The sequence below is a fragment of the Sphingomonas sp. genome (assembly GCF_029239295.1).
In the GTDB taxonomy this organism is placed as follows: Bacteria; Pseudomonadota; Alphaproteobacteria; order Sphingomonadales; family Sphingomonadaceae; genus Sphingomonas.
Map to the genome: position 1 here is coordinate 65,565 of NZ_JAQZBC010000015.1, position 15,806 is coordinate 81,370.

At 66.1% G+C, this 15,806-nt stretch carries 15 protein-coding genes and 1 pseudogene; 9 read left to right on the forward strand and 7 right to left on the reverse strand.

Translation table 11 applies throughout. From position 1 onward, the window contains the following. Window positions 1-26 precede the first annotated feature (26 nt). Window positions 27-995, forward strand: a complete 969-nt coding sequence (gene glk, locus K0S66_RS13790; protein ID WP_301076064.1) for a glucokinase — start codon at window positions 27-29, stop codon at window positions 993-995. Then, window positions 992-1,597, forward strand: coding sequence for a bifunctional 4-hydroxy-2-oxoglutarate aldolase/2-dehydro-3-deoxy-phosphogluconate aldolase (gene eda / locus K0S66_RS13795; protein ID WP_301076044.1), 606 nt, complete (start codon window positions 992-994; stop codon window positions 1,595-1,597). Before glk ends, eda begins: the two co-directional genes overlap by 4 nt. 76 nt (window positions 1,598-1,673) lie before the next feature. On the opposite strand, the gene K0S66_RS13800 is transcribed toward eda, so the two are convergent. The 3 genes from K0S66_RS13800 to recR all read right to left on the reverse strand — a co-directional run bounded on the left by K0S66_RS13800 (window position 1,674) and on the right by recR (window position 4,324). Continuing rightward, window positions 1,674-3,056 carry a DNA recombination protein RmuC gene (locus K0S66_RS13800; protein ID WP_301076045.1) on the reverse strand — a complete coding sequence of 461 codons (1,383 nt, stop codon included), beginning with the start codon at window positions 3,054-3,056 and terminating at the stop codon, window positions 1,674-1,676. 62 nt (window positions 3,057-3,118) lie between these two features. Next, window positions 3,119-3,667, reverse strand: a complete 549-nt coding sequence (def, locus tag K0S66_RS13805; RefSeq protein ID WP_301076046.1) for a peptide deformylase — start codon at window positions 3,665-3,667, stop codon at window positions 3,119-3,121. Between the two features lie 60 nt (window positions 3,668-3,727). Then, window positions 3,728-4,324 carry a recombination mediator RecR gene (recR, locus tag K0S66_RS13810; RefSeq protein WP_301076047.1) on the reverse strand — a complete coding sequence of 199 codons (597 nt, stop codon included), beginning with the start codon at window positions 4,322-4,324 and terminating at the stop codon, window positions 3,728-3,730. Window positions 4,325-4,380: 56 nt separating this feature from the next. Here recR and fmt point away from each other — a divergent pair, with 56 nt between their 5' ends. Together fmt and truA are read left to right on the forward strand one after the other, a co-directional pair. Further along, on the forward strand, window positions 4,381-5,295 hold the full coding sequence (gene fmt, locus K0S66_RS13815; protein ID WP_301076048.1) for a methionyl-tRNA formyltransferase: 915 nt from the start codon (window positions 4,381-4,383) through the stop codon (window positions 5,293-5,295). Continuing rightward, complete coding sequence (gene truA, locus K0S66_RS13820; protein WP_301076049.1) at window positions 5,292-6,056, forward strand: tRNA pseudouridine(38-40) synthase TruA; 765 nt, start codon at window positions 5,292-5,294, stop codon at window positions 6,054-6,056. The genes fmt and truA overlap by 4 nt, the downstream gene beginning before the upstream one ends. Here truA and K0S66_RS13825 read toward each other — a convergent pair. Beyond that, complete coding sequence (locus K0S66_RS13825; protein WP_301076050.1) at window positions 6,053-7,939, reverse strand: gamma-glutamyltransferase family protein; 1,887 nt, start codon at window positions 7,937-7,939, stop codon at window positions 6,053-6,055. The genes truA and K0S66_RS13825 overlap by 4 nt on opposite strands. A gap of 107 nt (window positions 7,940-8,046) precedes the next feature. Between K0S66_RS13825 and pncB the strand changes: the two genes are divergently transcribed. Next, entirely contained in the window at window positions 8,047-9,351 is a 1,305-nt protein-coding gene (pncB, locus tag K0S66_RS13830; protein ID WP_301076051.1) for a nicotinate phosphoribosyltransferase, read from the forward strand. Between the two features lie 24 nt (window positions 9,352-9,375). Here pncB and K0S66_RS13835 read toward each other — a convergent pair whose 3' ends face one another. Both K0S66_RS13835 and K0S66_RS13840 read right to left on the reverse strand, forming a co-directional pair. Further along, window positions 9,376-10,539, reverse strand: coding sequence for an acyl-CoA dehydrogenase family protein (locus K0S66_RS13835; protein ID WP_301076052.1), 1,164 nt, complete (start codon window positions 10,537-10,539; stop codon window positions 9,376-9,378). Further along, window positions 10,536-11,306: a helix-turn-helix domain-containing protein gene (locus K0S66_RS13840; RefSeq protein ID WP_301076053.1), complete on the reverse strand. Its 771-nt coding sequence runs from the start codon at window positions 11,304-11,306 to the stop codon at window positions 10,536-10,538. Before K0S66_RS13840 ends, K0S66_RS13835 begins: the two co-directional genes overlap by 4 nt. Before the next feature lie 103 nt (window positions 11,307-11,409). Here K0S66_RS13840 and K0S66_RS13845 point away from each other — a divergent pair, with 103 nt between their 5' ends. The 4 genes from K0S66_RS13845 (at window position 11,410) to K0S66_RS13860 (ending at window position 15,070) form a co-directional block, all read left to right on the forward strand. Beyond that, window positions 11,410-12,324: an SDR family NAD(P)-dependent oxidoreductase gene (locus tag K0S66_RS13845; protein ID WP_301076054.1), complete on the forward strand. Its 915-nt coding sequence runs from the start codon at window positions 11,410-11,412 to the stop codon at window positions 12,322-12,324. 11 nt (window positions 12,325-12,335) lie between these two features. Then, a complete protein-coding gene (locus tag K0S66_RS13850) occupies window positions 12,336-13,514 on the forward strand; it encodes an acyl-CoA dehydrogenase family protein (protein WP_301076055.1) in 1,179 nt (392 codons plus the stop codon). 1 nt (window position 13,515) lies between these two features. Further along, entirely contained in the window at window positions 13,516-14,715 is a 1,200-nt protein-coding gene (locus K0S66_RS13855) for a CoA transferase (RefSeq protein WP_301076056.1), read from the forward strand. A 208-nt stretch (window positions 14,716-14,923) separates the two neighbouring features. After that, window positions 14,924-15,070, forward strand: coding sequence for a hypothetical protein (locus K0S66_RS13860; RefSeq protein ID WP_301076057.1), 147 nt, complete (start codon window positions 14,924-14,926; stop codon window positions 15,068-15,070). 352 nt (window positions 15,071-15,422) lie between these two features. On the opposite strand, the pseudogene K0S66_RS13865 reads toward K0S66_RS13860, so the two are convergent. After that, window positions 15,423-15,806, reverse strand: a pseudogene (locus K0S66_RS13865) (manganese catalase family protein); the annotation flags it as partial.

Below are 15,806 nucleotides of genomic sequence, written 5' to 3' on the forward strand. Positions count from 1 at the left end.
TGCCGCGCGGCTTGGGAGTTTGAATGATGGACATCGTTTCGGTCGATATCGGCGGCACACACTCCCGCTTTGCGATCGCGGGAGTCGAGAATGGCCGGGTCGTTTCGCTGGGCGAGCCGATCACGCTGAAGACGGCCGAATATGCCAGTCTGCAGACGGCGTGGCAGATGTTCGAACGCAAGCTCGATCGCCCCGCCCCGCGCGCTGCAGCGATCGCGGTGGCCTCGCCAGTGACTGGCGACATCATCCGCCTGACCAATAATCCCTGGGTGATCCGCCCGTCGCTGATCCCCGAGCGGCTGGGCGTCGACAGCTACACGATTATCAACGATTTCGGCGCGATTGGCCATGCCGTCGCGCAGCTTCCCGACACGGCGTTCGACCATCTCTGCGGACCAGACACGCCGCTCCCCGACAAGGGCGTGACCACCGTTTGTGGGCCCGGCACCGGGCTGGGCGTCGCGCAGGTCTTCAAGACCGGCGGCAATTATCACGTCCTGCCGACCGAGGGCGGTCATATCGATTTCGCCCCGCTCGACGACATTGAGGACGCGCTGCTGAAGCGGTTGCGGCGCACCTTCACCCGCGTGTCGGCGGAACGGATTTGCGCCGGCCCCGGCATCGTTGGCATCTATGAGATGCTGGCCGAGATGGAGGGCCGCCCCGTCCGCATGCGCGACGACAAGGTGATCTGGACCGAGGCACTCGAGGGCACCGATCCGATCGCGCTGGCCGCGCTCGACCGCTTCTGCCTCGCGCTCGGCGCGACTGCGGGCGATCTGGCACTGGCGCATGGCGCTAACGGCGTCGTGATCGGCGGCGGGCTGGGCCTGCGGATCAAGGATCGGCTGCTTCGCTCCGGCTTCGGCCACCGCTTCGTCGCCAAGGGGCGCTTCCAGTCAATGATGAGCGGCATCCCGGTGAAGCTCATCACCCATCCGCAGCCGGGCCTGTTCGGCGCCGCTGCTGCCTTTGCACAGGAACATACGGCATGAGCGAAATCGGAAACATCATGCGGACGAGCGCGGTGATTCCGGTGCTGGTCATCGAGGACGCCGCCACGGCGCGCCCGATGGCCGAGGCGCTGGTCGCCGGCGGGCTGAGGGTGCTGGAGGTGACGATGCGCACCCCGGCCGCGCTGGATGCGATCCGCGAGATGAAGCAGGTGCCCGGCGCGATCGTCGGCGCCGGCACGGTGGTGACGACCGACCAGTTCGAACAAGTGATTGATGCCGGCGCCGAGTTCATCGTGTCGCCGGGCCTGACCGAGCGACTGGCAGAGCCGATCATTGCGAGCGGCGTTCCGTTCCTGCCGGGGGTCGCTACCGCGGGCGACATCATGCGGGGGCTGGACCTGGGCCTTACGCATTTCAAATTCTTTCCGGCCGAAACATCCGGCGGGATCAAGGCACTGAAGGCTCTCGCCGCGCCCTTCTATCAATGCCATTTCTGCCCAACCGGCGGGATTACCGAGGCAAGCGCGCCGACCTGGCTAGCGTTCGATCGGGTGCTCTGCGTCGGCGGTAGCTGGGTCACCGGCGGCACCCCGGCGGAGATCGAGGCCAAGGCACGCGCCGCGGCGGCGCTGCGCGGCTGAACCGACACACTGGCACCCGCTCGCCCGGCTGCCTCCTCCGGCTCTTGTCAGGTGAGCCCGGCGGCAACCGCCGGGCTCACTCAGCGGCGTCTGCCTCGGCGATCAGCTTCGTCAGCGGACGCGCTGCCTGTTCCACCACCGGTGGGACCTCAATCGCCTTGCCCGCGGTATCGATCTTCAACGCCTCGAAACGCCTCGCCTGGGTGAGCACCTGGGATTCAAGGCTGCCGACGAACTGGTTGTACGCCGTCATCGCGGTATCCAGGTTCTTGCCCAATTTCGCGACGTGGCCGCCCATCACGGAGAGGCGCGCGTACAGATCCTTGCCCAACTGGGCGATCTCGCGTGCTTCCTTGGCCAGCATCTCCTGCCGCCATACCGCGGCGACGGTGCGGGAAATGGCGATCAGGTTGGTTGGCGTCGCCAGCAGGACCTTACGGTCAAAGGCATAATCCCACAGCGTCGGATCATGCTCCAGCGCGGCCGATAGAAAATGCTCGCCCGGCACGAACATCACCACATAATCGGGCGCGTCCTCGAACTGGTTCCAATAGGCCTTCGCACCCAGCCCGTTGACATGCGCGCGCATGGCGGCGGCATGGGCGTTAAGACCGGCGGTCCGCTCCGCCTCGTCCACGGCACCAAAGGCGTCCTGATAGGCGTTCAGCGACACCTTTGCGTCGATCACCAGAGACTTGCCGCCTGGGATACGCACGATCACGTCCGGTCGAAAACGGGCACCATCCGCATCGGTCACCGACACTTCGGTCTGAAAGTCGGCGTGTTCGGAGAGGCCGCAACTTTCCAGCACGTTGCGTAGCTGCTGCTCGCCCCAGCGGCCGCGCGCCTTGGGCGCGTTGCGCAGTGCATTCACCAGCCGCGCTGCCTCGCTGCGGACCGATTCCTGCCCCACCCGCATCTGCTCGATCTGGCCGCGCAATTCGCCAAAGGCGTCGCGACGCTCGGCTTCGATCTTCGCCACGCCTTCCTCATAGCGTTGCAGCCGGTCGCTCACCGGCTGAAGCATCGCTTTCAGGTTCTGCCCGGCGGTTTCCTCGGATTCGCGGAAACGTTCGTTGGCGCGCTGCAGAAACCGGTCCTGCGCCTCAGCCAGCAGCTTCTGCCCGACCTGGCCAAATTGTGCGGCCAGCGCGTCCTTGGCCTCGCGCAATTCGGCCAGCCGCGCGTCAAAGCCGCGCGCTTCCGCCTCCAGCCGCGCAATGTCCGCCCGCGCGGCATCGCGATCGTCGCGGATCGCGGCCAGTTCCTGACGCAACGCGTCAGCGGCCCGGGCGCGCTCCTCCGCGCCGGCCAGATCCACGATCGCTTTCTTGAATTCCGCCGCGCGCGCATCGCGTTCGGCCCGAAGCGTCGCCGCCGTGCGGCTGGCAAGCCACCAACCGGCGGCCAGCCCAAGCACCAGCGCTACGAAAATGAACAGGATGGCGACAGGCTCCACGCTTCCTCCAATCTGGAACGAAGCGCGAACCTATCGATCGCCACCGCTAGTGGCAAGCCGCCTCAGGCGGCGTTCTTGCGTGCCTTAGCCAGCTTCTTCAGCAGCATGTCGCGCTTCAGGCGGGTGATATGGTCGATGAACAGCACGCCGTTCAAATGATCGATCTCATGCTGCATGCAGGTGGCGAGAAGGCCATCCATTTCCTCTTCATGCCGGTTGCCGTCGACATCGAGCCAAGCGACGCGGCAGCGTGCAGGACGCTCCACCTCGGCATATTGCTCGGGGATGGACAGGCACCCTTCCTGATAGCGGGACAGCTCCTCCGATTCCCACAGGATCTCGGGGTTGATGTACGCCCGGGGATCGCGAACCGTGGCAGGGGTTTCGCCCTCCTCCACCGGCTCATCGCTCTGCCGGTCCTGAAGGTCGATGACGACCACGCGGCGCAGCACACCGACCTGGATCGCGGCAAGGCCAATCCCGTGCGCGTCATACATCGTGTCGGTCATGTCGGAAACGAGCTGACGCACATCGTCGTCGATCGTCGCCACGGGTTCGCACATCTGACGAAGGCGGGGATCGGGAATTTCTACAATGGGAAGAACGGCCATGGCGGGCAGATATTGGCAGCGGTCGCCCGAATCAAGCGAAGCGGCCGAATGCCACCTTGATCAGGCGACGGGGCGCCGCGCCCGCAGCGCCTGCGCGAGTGTTCCCTCGTCCAGATAATCGAGCTCTCCCCCCACCGGAAGGCCGTGGGCGAGCTGAGTCAGACGAACCGGATAGCGTTCCAGCCGCTCGGCGATGTAGTGCGCGGTCGTCTGACCCTCCAGCGTCGCGTTCATCGCCAGCACCACTTCGTCGATCCCGCCCGCCTCGATCCGGCGCACCAGTTGATCGATCGACAGATCCTCGGGCCGCACGCCCTCCAGCGCCGACAGCCGCCCGCCCAGCACGTGGAAGCGGCCCGGAAACAACCGCGACCGATCCAGCGCCCACAGGTCGGCGACTTCCTCCACGACGCACAGCGACCGCGCATCCCGGCGCGGATCGACGCAGATCGCACAGGGATCGATCGTGTCGACATTGCCGCAGATCGAGCAGGTCGCGAGCCGCTCCTCCACCGCCTGCAGCGCAGAAAGCAGCGGGATCAAGGCGCCCTCGCGCTTCTTGACGAGGTGAAGCACCGCCCGCCGTGCCGATCGCGGCCCCAGCCCGGGCAGCCGCGCCAACGCGCCCGTCAGCGCCTCGATCTCCTGTGATGCCATCCTGGGAACAGATAGGGGGTTGCGTCCACGTCCGCCAGCGCGTTGAAGCGCCCGCCATGCGGATCATCTTCATGGGCACGCCCGCGTTCGCCGTCCCGGCTCTGGAAGCGCTGGTCGCCGCCGGGCATCAGATCGTCGCCGCCTACAGCCAGCCGCCGCGTCCGGGCGGGCGGCGCGGCCGCGCGCTGGTCCCCTCCCCCGTTCACGCGGCGGCGGAGGCGCTCGGCATTCCGGTGCACACGCCGGTATCGCTACGCAATGCCGAGGAGCAGGCGACATTCGCCGGGCTGGGCGCCGACGTTGCGGTGGTGGCGGCCTACGGCCTCATCCTGCCGCGCCCAATCCTCGACGCGCCGCGGTTCGGCTGCCTCAACATTCACGGATCGCTGCTCCCGCGCTGGCGGGGCGCCGCGCCGATCCAGCGCGCGATCCTGGCGGGTGATGCCGAAACAGGCGTGGGCATCATGCAGATGGAGGCCGGGCTCGACACAGGACCGGTCCGTCTGGAAGGACGCACCCCGATCGCGGCGAAGACCGCTGGCGAGTTGACCGACGAACTGGCGCAAATGGGCGCGCAGCTGATGGTCACCGTGCTTACGGATCTCGACAGCCATCCGCCCGTCGCCCAGCCGGAGGACGGCATCACCTATGCGGCAAAGATCTCCAAGGAGGAAATGCGGCTCGATTTCACACCTGCCGCTGAAGTGGTCGAGCGACAGGTGCGCGCGTTCAATCCACCGGGCGCCTGGTTCGAAGCGAACGGCGAGCGGGTGCGCCTGCTCGCCGCCGACGTCATCACCGATACTGGTGCGGCCCCAACGACGCCAGGCGAGGTCATCGACGATCGGCTGACGATCGCCTGCGGCAGCGGCGCGCTGCGGCCCACGCTTGTCCAGCGCGCAGGCCGGGGCGTGATGAGCGTCGATGAGCTGCTCCGCGGCTTCCCGATACCGGCCGGCACGCGCCTGTGACCCGCTTCGCGCTGACGGTCGAGTTCGACGGGCGGCCCTTCATGGGCTGGCAGCGGCAGGACCATGGCCCCAGCGTGCAACAGGCGATCGAGGATGCCGCGTTTGCGGTGACTGGCGAGCGCACCACCGTCCATGCCGCCGGCCGCACCGATGCCGGCGTACACGCCACCGCGATGCGCGCGCATGTCGACATCACCAAGCCGATCACTGCCTTTCGGCTGAGCGAGGCGTTGAACGCACGGCTGCGCCCCAACCCGGTGGCGATCCTGGCGTGCGAGGTCGTGCCGGACGATTGGCACGCGCGCTTCTCCTGCCTTGGCCGATCCTACGAATATCGCATCGTCAATCGCCGCGCGCCGCTCACCTGGGAAAAGGGTCTCGCCTGGCAGGTCTCCCAGCCGCTTGATGCCGCGGCAATGCACGATGCCGCGCAATTGCTGGTCGGGCGGCATGATTTCACCACCTTCCGCTCTGCGCATTGCCAGTCGGCAAGCCCCGTGAAATCAGTCGACCGGCTGGCGGTGCACCGCACGGGCGATCGCATCATGGTGGAGGCGGCAGCGCGCTCCTTCCTTCACCATCAGGTCCGCTCGATGGTTGGCTGCCTGGCACTGGTCGGGCTGGGTCGCTGGTCTGCGCAGGATCTGCGCGCGGCGCTGGAGGCGGCGGACCGCACCCGACTTGGCCTCAATGCACCGCCCGACGGCCTGTTCTTCATGGGCGCGGTCTATCCCGCCCCCCAAGGGGGGACGCCGGCCTAATAGGCCAGCGCGCACCCATCCGCGCGCATCTCGCTTGCCGCGCCGTAAACACGGGTGTCGCCGTCCATCCGATGTTCGACGCACTGATATCGGCCAAAGCTGCCGTCCGGGTCGCCGATCGACCACCCCATCTCGGCCAGCTTCTGCCGGGTTGCCAGCGGCACCCCGCTTTCCAGGCGCAAGCGCCCGGTCGGCGCCAGCCCCGGATCATCCTCGCCCATCGACTGCGACGATCCTTCGTGGTGCCAGCGCGGCGCGTCGCCGGCAGACTGCGCCTCCAGCCCATAATCGACGCGGTTGACGATGATCTGCGTCTGCCCCTGCGGCTGCATGTCGCCGCCCATCACGCCAAAGCTCATCCACGGGTTTGCACCACGCGTCGCAAAGCCCGGAATGATCGTCTGGAACGGCCGCTTGCCCGGCGCATAGATATTGGGGTGGCCGTCCTTCAGGCTGAACAACTGCCCGCGATCCTGGAACATAAAGCCAAGGCCGTCGGCTACCAGCCCCGAACCCATGCCGCGGAAGTTGGACTGGATCATCGACACCATCATCCCGTCCTTGTCGGCGCAGGAGAAATAGGTGGTGTCGCCGCGGCTCGGCGCCTGCCCCGGATAGACCGGTGTCAGGATACGATCGGGCCGGATCAGCTTCGCGCGCTGGGCGGCATATTCCTTGGAAACCAGCCAATCGACCGGCACGTCGGAAAACTTGGGATCGGCATAGAAACGCGCGCGATCCTCATAGGCCAGCCGCTTTGCCTCCGCCTGAAGATGGATCGACAGCGGCGATTGGAAGCCGGCATCCTTCAGGTCGAAATGCTCGAGGATGTTGAGCATCTGAAGCGTGGCGATCCCCTGCGTGTTGGCGCCCAGCGCATGGACGGTGCTGCCGCGATAATCGGTGTGGTTGGGGTCGATCCATTCGGAGCGGTGTGCTGCCAGATCCTCATAGCGCAGCCAGCCGCCGATCCGCTTGAAATAGCGGTCCATGGTGCGCGCCAGATCACCGGCGTAGAAGGCGTCGCGGCCGCCCGCGGCGATCGTGCGATAAGTGCGCGCGAGGTCGGGATTGCGGAACACCTGTCCTGCCGCCGGTCCCTTCCCGTCAGCCATGCCCCATGTCTTCAGCGCGTTCGCCGTCTCTTCCACGCCGTTCCCGGCGCGGGCGAAGTTCGCCATGCTGCGACGGATGTAATAAGCAATGATGTCGGGGACCGGCGTCCCTGCTTCGGCCATGGCGATCGCCGGTTCGAACAGCACCTTCCACGGCAATTTGCCGTAGCGCTGGTGCATCGTCCACCAGCCATCAACCGTGCCCGGCACCGAAACCGTGATCGCCCCCAGCGGCGGCAGCGCACCGTTCTTCGCCCGGCCGCGCACCGTGTCGAGCGACAGGCCACGCGGGCTGGCGCCCGACCCGGCAAGCCCTACGACCTTCTTCAGCTTCGGATCCCAGATCATCGCATAAACGTCGCCGCCGATGCCGCTGGCGGTCGGCTCCAGCAAGCCGAGGCAGGCGTTCATTGCGATTGCCGCATCGACCGCCGATCCGCCACGCTTCAGCATGTCGATGCCCGCCTGCGTGGCGAGCGGGTGGGCGGTGCCGGCCGCGCCGTTCAGGCCATAGACCGCCGTGCGCGAAGCGAAGCTCGCTCCCACCGGTCGGTCGCCCGCATGCACGTCGGGGCGGATGAAGCGATCTTCACCCGGCGCCCAGTATCTTGGCAGTTCGGCGGCCTTCGCGGTGGCCGGCTGCGGCGCCCCGCCCTGCCCCGGCCCCTCGGTTCCCTGCGACTGGCTGGACGTTCCCTGCTGCGCCCGCGCGAACGTGGGAGCGATGGCAAGCGCCGGCAGCGTGGCAACAAAGGTTCTACGTCGCATGGAAGGCTCCCCGTTTTCAGCGCCTTGTCGCGACAAACGCGGGGCGCTGCAAGCAGCCGGCCGACGGCAAGGGAACGAAACCTGCCGTTCGGGCACTCCATCGCGTGATGACCGTCACTGATCTGGCCACGCGCACCTACAACCACAGCTTCCGGCTCGATCCGATCGTCCGCAGCCTGCTCGACACCGATTTCTACAAACTGCTGATGCTTCAGCTGATCTGGTCGCGTCATGCGGATACGAACGTCACCTTCTCACTGATCAACCGAACCCGCACCGTCAGGCTGGCCGAAGTGATCGACGAGGGCGAGCTTCGCGAACAGCTCGATCATGCGCGCACCGTCCGCTTCACCAAGAAGGAGCTGATCTGGCTCGCCGGCAACACCTTCTACGGCGTAGAGCGGATGTTCCGTCCGGACTTTATCGCGTGGCTCGCGCGCTATCGCCTGCCCGACTATGAGCTTCGCCGCGTAGACGGCCAGTTCGAACTGACGTTTGCGGGCCCTTGGGCGGAGGTGACGCTGTGGGAAATTCCCGCGCTGGCCATCGTCAACGAGCTACGCTCGCGCGCGGCGCTGCGCCATCGCGGTCGCTTTGCCCTCGACGTACTCTACGCGCGTGCCAAGGCGCGGCTGTGGAGCAAGGTGGAGCGGCTGCGGGAGTTGCCTGATCTCGCGCTGTCGGATTTCGGCACCCGCCGCCGCCACGGCTTCCTTTGGCAACGCTGGTGCGTCGAGGCGCTGAAGGAGGGCCTCGGCCACCGGCTGATTGGCACGTCCAACGTCCTCCTCGCGATGGACGCCGATCTGGAGGCGATCGGGACCAATGCCCATGAACTGCCGATGGTCGCCGCGGCCGAGGCGCCGGACGATGGCGCGCTCGCCCGCGCGCCCTATCGCGTGCTGGAGGAATGGCAGGAGGATTATGCCGGCAATCTGCTGATCGTCCTGCCCGACACTTATGGCACCGCGGCGTTCCTGCGCGATGCGCCCGACTGGGTGGCGAACTGGACCGGTTTTCGTCCTGACAGCATGCCGCCGATCGAGGCGGGGGAGCAGATCATCCGCTGGTGGCAGGACAAGGGTCGCGACCCTCGGGGCAAGCTGCTGATCTTCTCCGACGGGATGGACGTCGACAGTATCGAACAGACCTATCACCACTTCCACAGCCGCGCGAGGATGAGCTTTGGCTGGGGCACCAACCTCACCAACGATTTCCGCGGCTGCGACCCGGAAGGGGACGCCCCGCTCGCGCCGCTCTCGCTCGTCTGCAAGGTGACGCGCGTCAACGGCCGCTCGGCGGTCAAGCTGTCCGACAATCCGGCCAAGGCGACGGGCGACCCGGACGAGATCGCGCGCTACGTTCGCATCTTCGGGGAAGCCGGCCGGACGACGCAGCCGGTGCGCGTCTGACCGCACACCGCCGCCGCCTGTGCGTCAGAAGCTGCGCGGCATCCCCAGCACATGTTCGCCGACGAAGCTCAGGATCAGGTTCGAACTGATCGGCGCGACTTGGTACAAGCGCGTCTCGCGGAATTTGCGCTCGACGTCATAGTCGGCCGCGAAGCCGAAGCCGCCATGCGTCTGCAAACAGGCGTTGGCCGCCTTCCATGACGATTCCGCCGCCAGATGTTTGGCCATGTTCGCCTCCGCCCCGCATGGCTGATGCGCATCGAACAACCGGCACGCCTCGTAGCGCATCAGGTCAGCGGCGCGCACTTCCATATACGCCTGCGCGATCGGGAATTGGACGCCCTGGTTCTTCGCGATCGGGCGATCGAACACGATCCGCTCAGAACCGTACTGCACCGCGCGTTCGACGAACCAATAGCCATCGCCGATGCATTCCGCCGCGATCAGCGCCCGTTCGGCGTTGAGTCCGTCCAGGATGTAGCGGAAACCCTTGCCTTCCTCACCGATCAAACTGTCGGCGGGCAGTTCCAGGTCATCGAAGAACACCTCATTGGTCTCGTGGTTGACCATGTTGCGGATCGGGCGGATTTCCATGCCCTTGCCGATCGCCGCCTGAAGATCGACGAGGAAGATCGACAGGCCGTCAGCCTTCTTCTTCACCTCTTCCAGCGGGGTGGTGCGTGCCAGCAGGATCATCAGGTCCGAATGCTGGATACGGCTGATCCACACCTTCTGTCCGTTGACGACATATTTGTCGCCGCGGCGCTCGGCGCGGGTCTTCAGCTCGGTGGTATTGGTTCCGGTGGTCGGCTCCGTCACCGCCATCGATTGCAGGCGAAGCGCGCCGCTTGCGATCTCGGGCAGGAAGCGCTGCTTCTGCGCCTCCGATCCGTGCCGCAGCAGCGTGTTCATATTGTACATCTGCCCGTGGCAGGCGCCCGAATTGCCCCCCGCGCGGTTGATCTCCTCCATGATGATCGACGCTTCGGTCAGGCCCAGCCCGGCGCCGCCGTAGCTTTCGGGGATCAGCGCCGCCATCCAGCCGGCCTTCGTCAGCGCATCAACAAACGCCTCGGGATAGGCGCGCTGGTCATCGACCTCCCGGAAATAGCTGTCGCCGAATTCGCGGACGAGCGCGCGCACGGCGTCGCGGATTTCGGGAAAATCATTGCGGGCAGCGGGGATCATGCGCGGGCCTTTCTGGTCGGCGAAAGCTGTTTCTGATCGAGCGCCGCGATATCGGCGGCAAGCTGGTGAAGCGCGTCGGCAAGCTCGGCGAACTCCGCCTCGCTGCGCGATCCGGCAAAGACGGAGGCAGATACACACAGCGAATGCGCATCGTCGGGCAGGCACACCGCAAGCGACGCGATGCCGGCATAGCTCAGCCCGTCATCCACCCCATATCCCTGCGCCACCGCCTCGGCGACCTGCGTCGCATAATCGTCAAAGGCGATCGGCCGTTGCCAGCGGACGGCGGCAAAGCGGCGGGCCAGTTCGTCGCGGCCGACGCGCTGCGCGGCGGCGAGCGCGCGGCCTACTGCCCCGCTGCCGATCGGCTGGCGCTGCCCCTCTTCCATATGAATCCGCGTCGCAGCAACGCTTTGCCCCAGCGCGACCAATTGCAGCCGGTCACGCCCGATCACCCGCCACAGGCCGATCGGCGCGTGCCAGACACGCGCGGCGCGCTCCAGCATCGGCCGCGCCCGCGCGACCAGCCGGGTTGCCCGATCCAGGTCGCTGGCCGCGATCTCCGACCAGGGCGGCGACAGCGCGTAGCGCTTTCCCTCACCCAGCGAGAGCACGCCTTCGCCTACCAGCGTGCGTAGTAGGCCCAGGCAGCTCGACGGGCTGATCCCGCAGGTCTGCGCCACCTCCGACAGCGTCAGCGCCCGCCCGTCCGCCAGCGCACGGACGATCGCAAATGCCTGAACGACGGAGGGAACGGGTGAACTCATGCAGCGATCCATAAACTTCATTGGACTGAAACCGCAATGCGCCATCTTGAAATGATTGCCGCCGCGCCGTAACCCGTCGCGCAATAGTTTCAGGAGGTGGAGCATGGGCATTCTCGACGGAAAGGTCGTGGCCGTCACTGGCGCCGGACGCGGCATCGGGCGCGAAATCGCCCTGCTGTGCGCACGTGAGGGCGCCGCGGTGGTGATCAACGATCCGGGTGTCGGTGGCAGCGGCGAAGGCGGTGAAGCCGGCCCGGCCGAGCAGACCGCCAGCGATATCGTTGCCGCCGGCGGCCAGGCAATCGCCAATCTCGCCAGCGTCGCCGATCCGGCCGCTGCAGCGACGATCGTCGAAGATGCGGTCAAGCAGTTCGGCCGCATCGACGCAGTGGTGAACAACGCCGGCATCCTGCGCGATTCAATCTGGCACAAGATGAGCCATGAGGATTGGCGAGCGGTGATCGACGTTCACCTCAATGGCGCGTTCAACGTGTCGAAGGCCGCAACGCCCTATTTTCGCGAGCAGCAATCGGGCAGCTTCGTCCACTTCACCTCGACCAGCGGCCTCATCGGCAACATCGGCCAGGCGAATTACTCCGCGGCGAAGCTCGGCATCGTCGGCCTGTCGCAGTCGATCGCGCTCGACATGGCGCGCGCCGGCGTCCGCTCCAACTGCATCGCACCCTTCGCCTGGAGCCGAATGACCGCGTCGATCCCGGCCGAAACACCCGAGGCTAAGGAGCGTGTCGCCCGCCTCCAGACGATGAGCGCCGACAAGATTGCGCCGCTCGTCGCCTTCCTCGCTTCGGACCTGTCGAAGGACGTGAGCAACCAGATCTTCGCCGTGCGCAAGAACGAGATCGTGCTGTTCTCCAAGCCGCGCCCGATCCGCTCGATGACCAAGCTCGAAGGCTGGTCGGCGCAGGCGATCGCGGACGAACTGATCCCGTCCTTCCGCCCCAGCTTCGCGCGCGCCGACGAAGTGTCGGCCAACGTCTTCCCCTACGATCCGATCTGAGGTTCCCACGCATGAGCACGCTCAACCCCGGCATGGACGCCGAAACGTTCGACCAGTTCATCGACCAGCTGCGCCGCTATGTCCGCGACCGGCTGATCCCGGCTGAAAAGGAAATCCTCGAGACCGATCGCATCCCCGCCGACATCCTTGGCGAGATGCGCGACATGGGGCTGTTCGGGCTGACCATCGCCGAGGAATATGGCGGCGCGGGGATGAACACCTATCAATATACCCAGACGATCCGTGAGCTGGCCTATGCCATGCCCTGCTTCCGCTCGATCATCTCGATCACCGTGGGCATGGTCAATTCGGCACTGCGCAACGGCGGTACGGAGGAGCAGAAGGCCAAGTGGCTGCCGCAGATGGCGGAGGGGATGGTAACCGCCTTTGGCCTCACCGAACCGGGGTCGGGCAGCGATTCCGCGGGCATGCAGACGATGGCGGTCAAATCCGGCCACGGCTGGGTGCTGAACGGCACGAAACGCTACATCACCAATGCCCCCGACGCGAAGATGGCGGTCATCATGGCCCGCACATCCAAGGAAGCGCTGCCCAAGAACGCGCACGTCTCTGCCTTCATTGTGCCGATGGACACGCCCGGCATCACGGTCGGCAAGTCTGACAAGAAGATGGGCCAGGCCGGCACGCACATCGCGGACATCATCCTGGAGGACGTGCACCTTCCCGCCGACGCGCTGCTCGGGCTTGAGGAAGGCAAGGGCTTCGTCACCGCGATGAAGAGCCTCGACAATGGCCGCCTGTCTGTCGCCGCGGCGTCGATGGGCTATGCCCGCCGCGCGGTGGACTCGGCGCTTCGCTATGCCAGCGAGCGCAAGGCGTTCGGCGAGCCAATCGCCAATTTCCAGCTGATCCAGCAGATGCTCGCCGACAGCGATATCGAGATTTACGCGTCCGAGACGATGCTCGCCGATTGCGCCCGCCGCGTCGACGCTGGCGAGCCGGTGTTGCGCAAGGCGGCAGCGACGAAGGTCTTCGCGTCCGAAGCGTGCGGCCGGATCGTCGATCGCGTGGTGCAGATCTACGGCGGCGCGGGCTATCTCGCCGAATATGACGCCGAGCGTTTCTTCCGCGATGCGCGCATCTACCGCATCTACGAAGGCACCACGCAGATCCTGCAGCTGCAGATCGCCAAGCACATGCTGCGCGAGTTCAACGCCGGAGTGGATTGAAATGTATAACCTCATCCCAGGCCTGACGGTCATCGAGGCGTCGTCCTTCGTCGCCTCGCCCACCGCCGGGCTTTATCTGGCGCAGATGGGGGCGGAGGTTATCCGCGTGGACCAGATCGGCGGCGGTCCCGATTTCCGCCGCTGGCCGGTCACGCAGAACGGCGATTCCCTTTATTGGGAAAACCTGAACCGCGCGAAGAAGAGCCTCGCGCTCGATCTCGGCCGGCCGGAGGGGCGCGAATTGCTCCAGGCGCTGGTCCGGGCGACCGGGCAGTTCGTCACCAACTTTCCGGTGAAGGGCTTCCTCGCGCACGACACGCTGGCGCAGGGCCGCCCCGACCTGATCACCGTACGCGTGATGGGCTGGGCGGATGGCAGCCCGGCGCTTGACTACACCGTCAATAATGCGGTCGGCTATCCGATGCTGACCGGACCGGGGCCGGAGCCCGTCAACCACGTCCTCCCGGCCTGGGATCTGCTGACCGGCGCCTATGCCGCGTTCGCGATGATGGCTGCGCTGCGCCGCCGCGACACGACCGGTGAGGGCGGCGAGATCCGTATCCCACTGTCCGACGTCGCGATTGGCACGGTGGCCAATCTTGGTGGCATTGCCGAGGTGATGGACACCGGCACCGATCGCCCGCGCCTGGGTAACACCGTATTCGGCCTGTTTGGGCGTGACTTCACCACCCGCGACGGCAAGCGCACGATGATCGTCGTCGTCACCCACCGCCAATGGGCTAACCTCATCGCCGCGCTAAACCTCGGCGACGCGATCGCCCGGGTGGAGGCGGAACGCGGCGTCAGCTTCGCCACGGATGATGGCTTGCGCTTCACGCACCGTGACGCCTTGTTCCCGCTGTTCGAGGCGACGATCGGCGCGCGCGACCATGATGATCTCGCCGCGGCCTTCGACGCTGGCGGCATCGTCCATTCCGCTTATGGGACGACGGCCGACGCGGTGCGCGATCCGCGGCTGGTCACCGAAAATCCGATCTTCGGCACTGCCGACGATCCCAGCGGCACGCGCTATCCCGCGGTCGGCGCCTTTGCCACGCTGCCGGGCGAGGAACGCCGCCCGCCTGCCCCTGCCCCGCGCAATGGCCAGCACAGCGAACAGGTGCTTGCCGAAACACTCGGCCTATCCTCGGGCGAAATCGCGCGATTGTTCGACGCGGGCATCGCCGCCACATCCAAGTAAATGCTGTCTCCGCAGCCGGCGTATCCCTGATCAACCCCGACGACCTGTGTTGCAGCGCAGAATACCCGCGCAACGGTGCGATCCTCTACATATTTGTTATTTATGGGAACTGAGTTACTCTCTTGATCAAAGAGGGAGCCAGACATACTCATGCTCGCACTGCTGCTGTCACTTGCCCAGGCTACTCCCGTCGCGGTCGCCCCTCCCGATGATCGAAATAAAGAACGCCGCTGCCGTCCGGCGTTACTATCCACGCTCTTCGCTGTCTCGTGGCGAAGAGGGGGATGTCCAGTTTGAAGTGGCGCTGAACAAGAACGGGAAGCTGACGCCACATCTCGTGGCGCCTTCCGGCTGACGTTCGGCCCGTCAAGTACGCGACCGCCGACACGCGGATCAAGCCGCGCAACAATGAGAGGATCATCTGCAAGCGCACGCTGAAGGAGGGCTCGCTGGTGATCGTCAAGAAACAATGCCTCTCCGCGCGCGATTGGGATCGGCAGGTAGGCATTGCGCAGAGCACCACCATCGGCATGCAGATGCCCGGCGGCACAGTGCCTTTCTAGGCGCCGCTTGCATGTGAGCGTCATGTCGCCTCCGCATGTAAAGGCGTCCATGCCATGACCAGCGCGCCCACGTAGCCGGCGACATAGCGTCGCAGCCCGTACGAAAGAGCCGGCGCCCGCGCTCCGCGGGCGCCGGCCCCACACTCACTTGCCGACGGTTTCTTCCGCCATCGCCGGCGCCGATTGAATGTCCGGTGCGCCGCCCATGTCGCCGTTCTTGGTCCGGCCTGCACCTGGGCCCGCGCCAAGGTCCGCCCCGGTCGTCGGATCGCCCGAGGGATCGGACATGGTCCGCTCCGCCATCTTGGTGGCGACCTTCTTGTCCTTTGCGGGTAGCTTCACGCTCGCCGTGCCGTCGCCGTCGTCGGCGGGCATCACCTGCTCCAGGTCATCGACGCGCTCCCACTGCTCGCCGCTGTTCCACGGCCCCGTGGTGTCGCCTTCGCCCTGCGAGGTGTTGACGTACATGTTGGCATATTTCTCCACGCCCGGCAGCTTGCCCGACGGGAAGTTGTTCTCGATCGCGTA

Coding starts and splice junctions, on each gene's coding strand:
- K0S66_RS13825 (WP_301076050.1), bottom strand. CDS start 7,939: ATGCGACGTAGAACCTTTGTTGCCACGCTGCCGGCGCTTGCCATCGCT.
- fmt (WP_301076048.1), top strand. CDS start 4,381: ATGCGGATCATCTTCATGGGCACGCCCGCGTTCGCCGTCCCGGCTCTG.
- K0S66_RS13850 (WP_301076055.1), top strand. CDS start 12,336: ATGAGCACGCTCAACCCCGGCATGGACGCCGAAACGTTCGACCAGTTC.
- pncB (WP_301076051.1), top strand. CDS start 8,047: ATGACCGTCACTGATCTGGCCACGCGCACCTACAACCACAGCTTCCGG.
- K0S66_RS13845 (WP_301076054.1), top strand. CDS start 11,410: ATGGGCATTCTCGACGGAAAGGTCGTGGCCGTCACTGGCGCCGGACGC.
- K0S66_RS13855 (WP_301076056.1), top strand. CDS start 13,516: ATGTATAACCTCATCCCAGGCCTGACGGTCATCGAGGCGTCGTCCTTC.
- glk (WP_301076064.1), top strand. CDS start 27: ATGGACATCGTTTCGGTCGATATCGGCGGCACACACTCCCGCTTTGCG.
- eda (WP_301076044.1), top strand. CDS start 992: ATGAGCGAAATCGGAAACATCATGCGGACGAGCGCGGTGATTCCGGTG.
- K0S66_RS13860 (WP_301076057.1), top strand. CDS start 14,924: ATGATCGAAATAAAGAACGCCGCTGCCGTCCGGCGTTACTATCCACGC.
- recR (WP_301076047.1), bottom strand. CDS start 4,324: ATGGCATCACAGGAGATCGAGGCGCTGACGGGCGCGTTGGCGCGGCTG.
- K0S66_RS13840 (WP_301076053.1), bottom strand. CDS start 11,306: ATGAGTTCACCCGTTCCCTCCGTCGTTCAGGCATTTGCGATCGTCCGT.
- def (WP_301076046.1), bottom strand. CDS start 3,667: ATGGCCGTTCTTCCCATTGTAGAAATTCCCGATCCCCGCCTTCGTCAG.
- K0S66_RS13835 (WP_301076052.1), bottom strand. CDS start 10,539: ATGATCCCCGCTGCCCGCAATGATTTTCCCGAAATCCGCGACGCCGTG.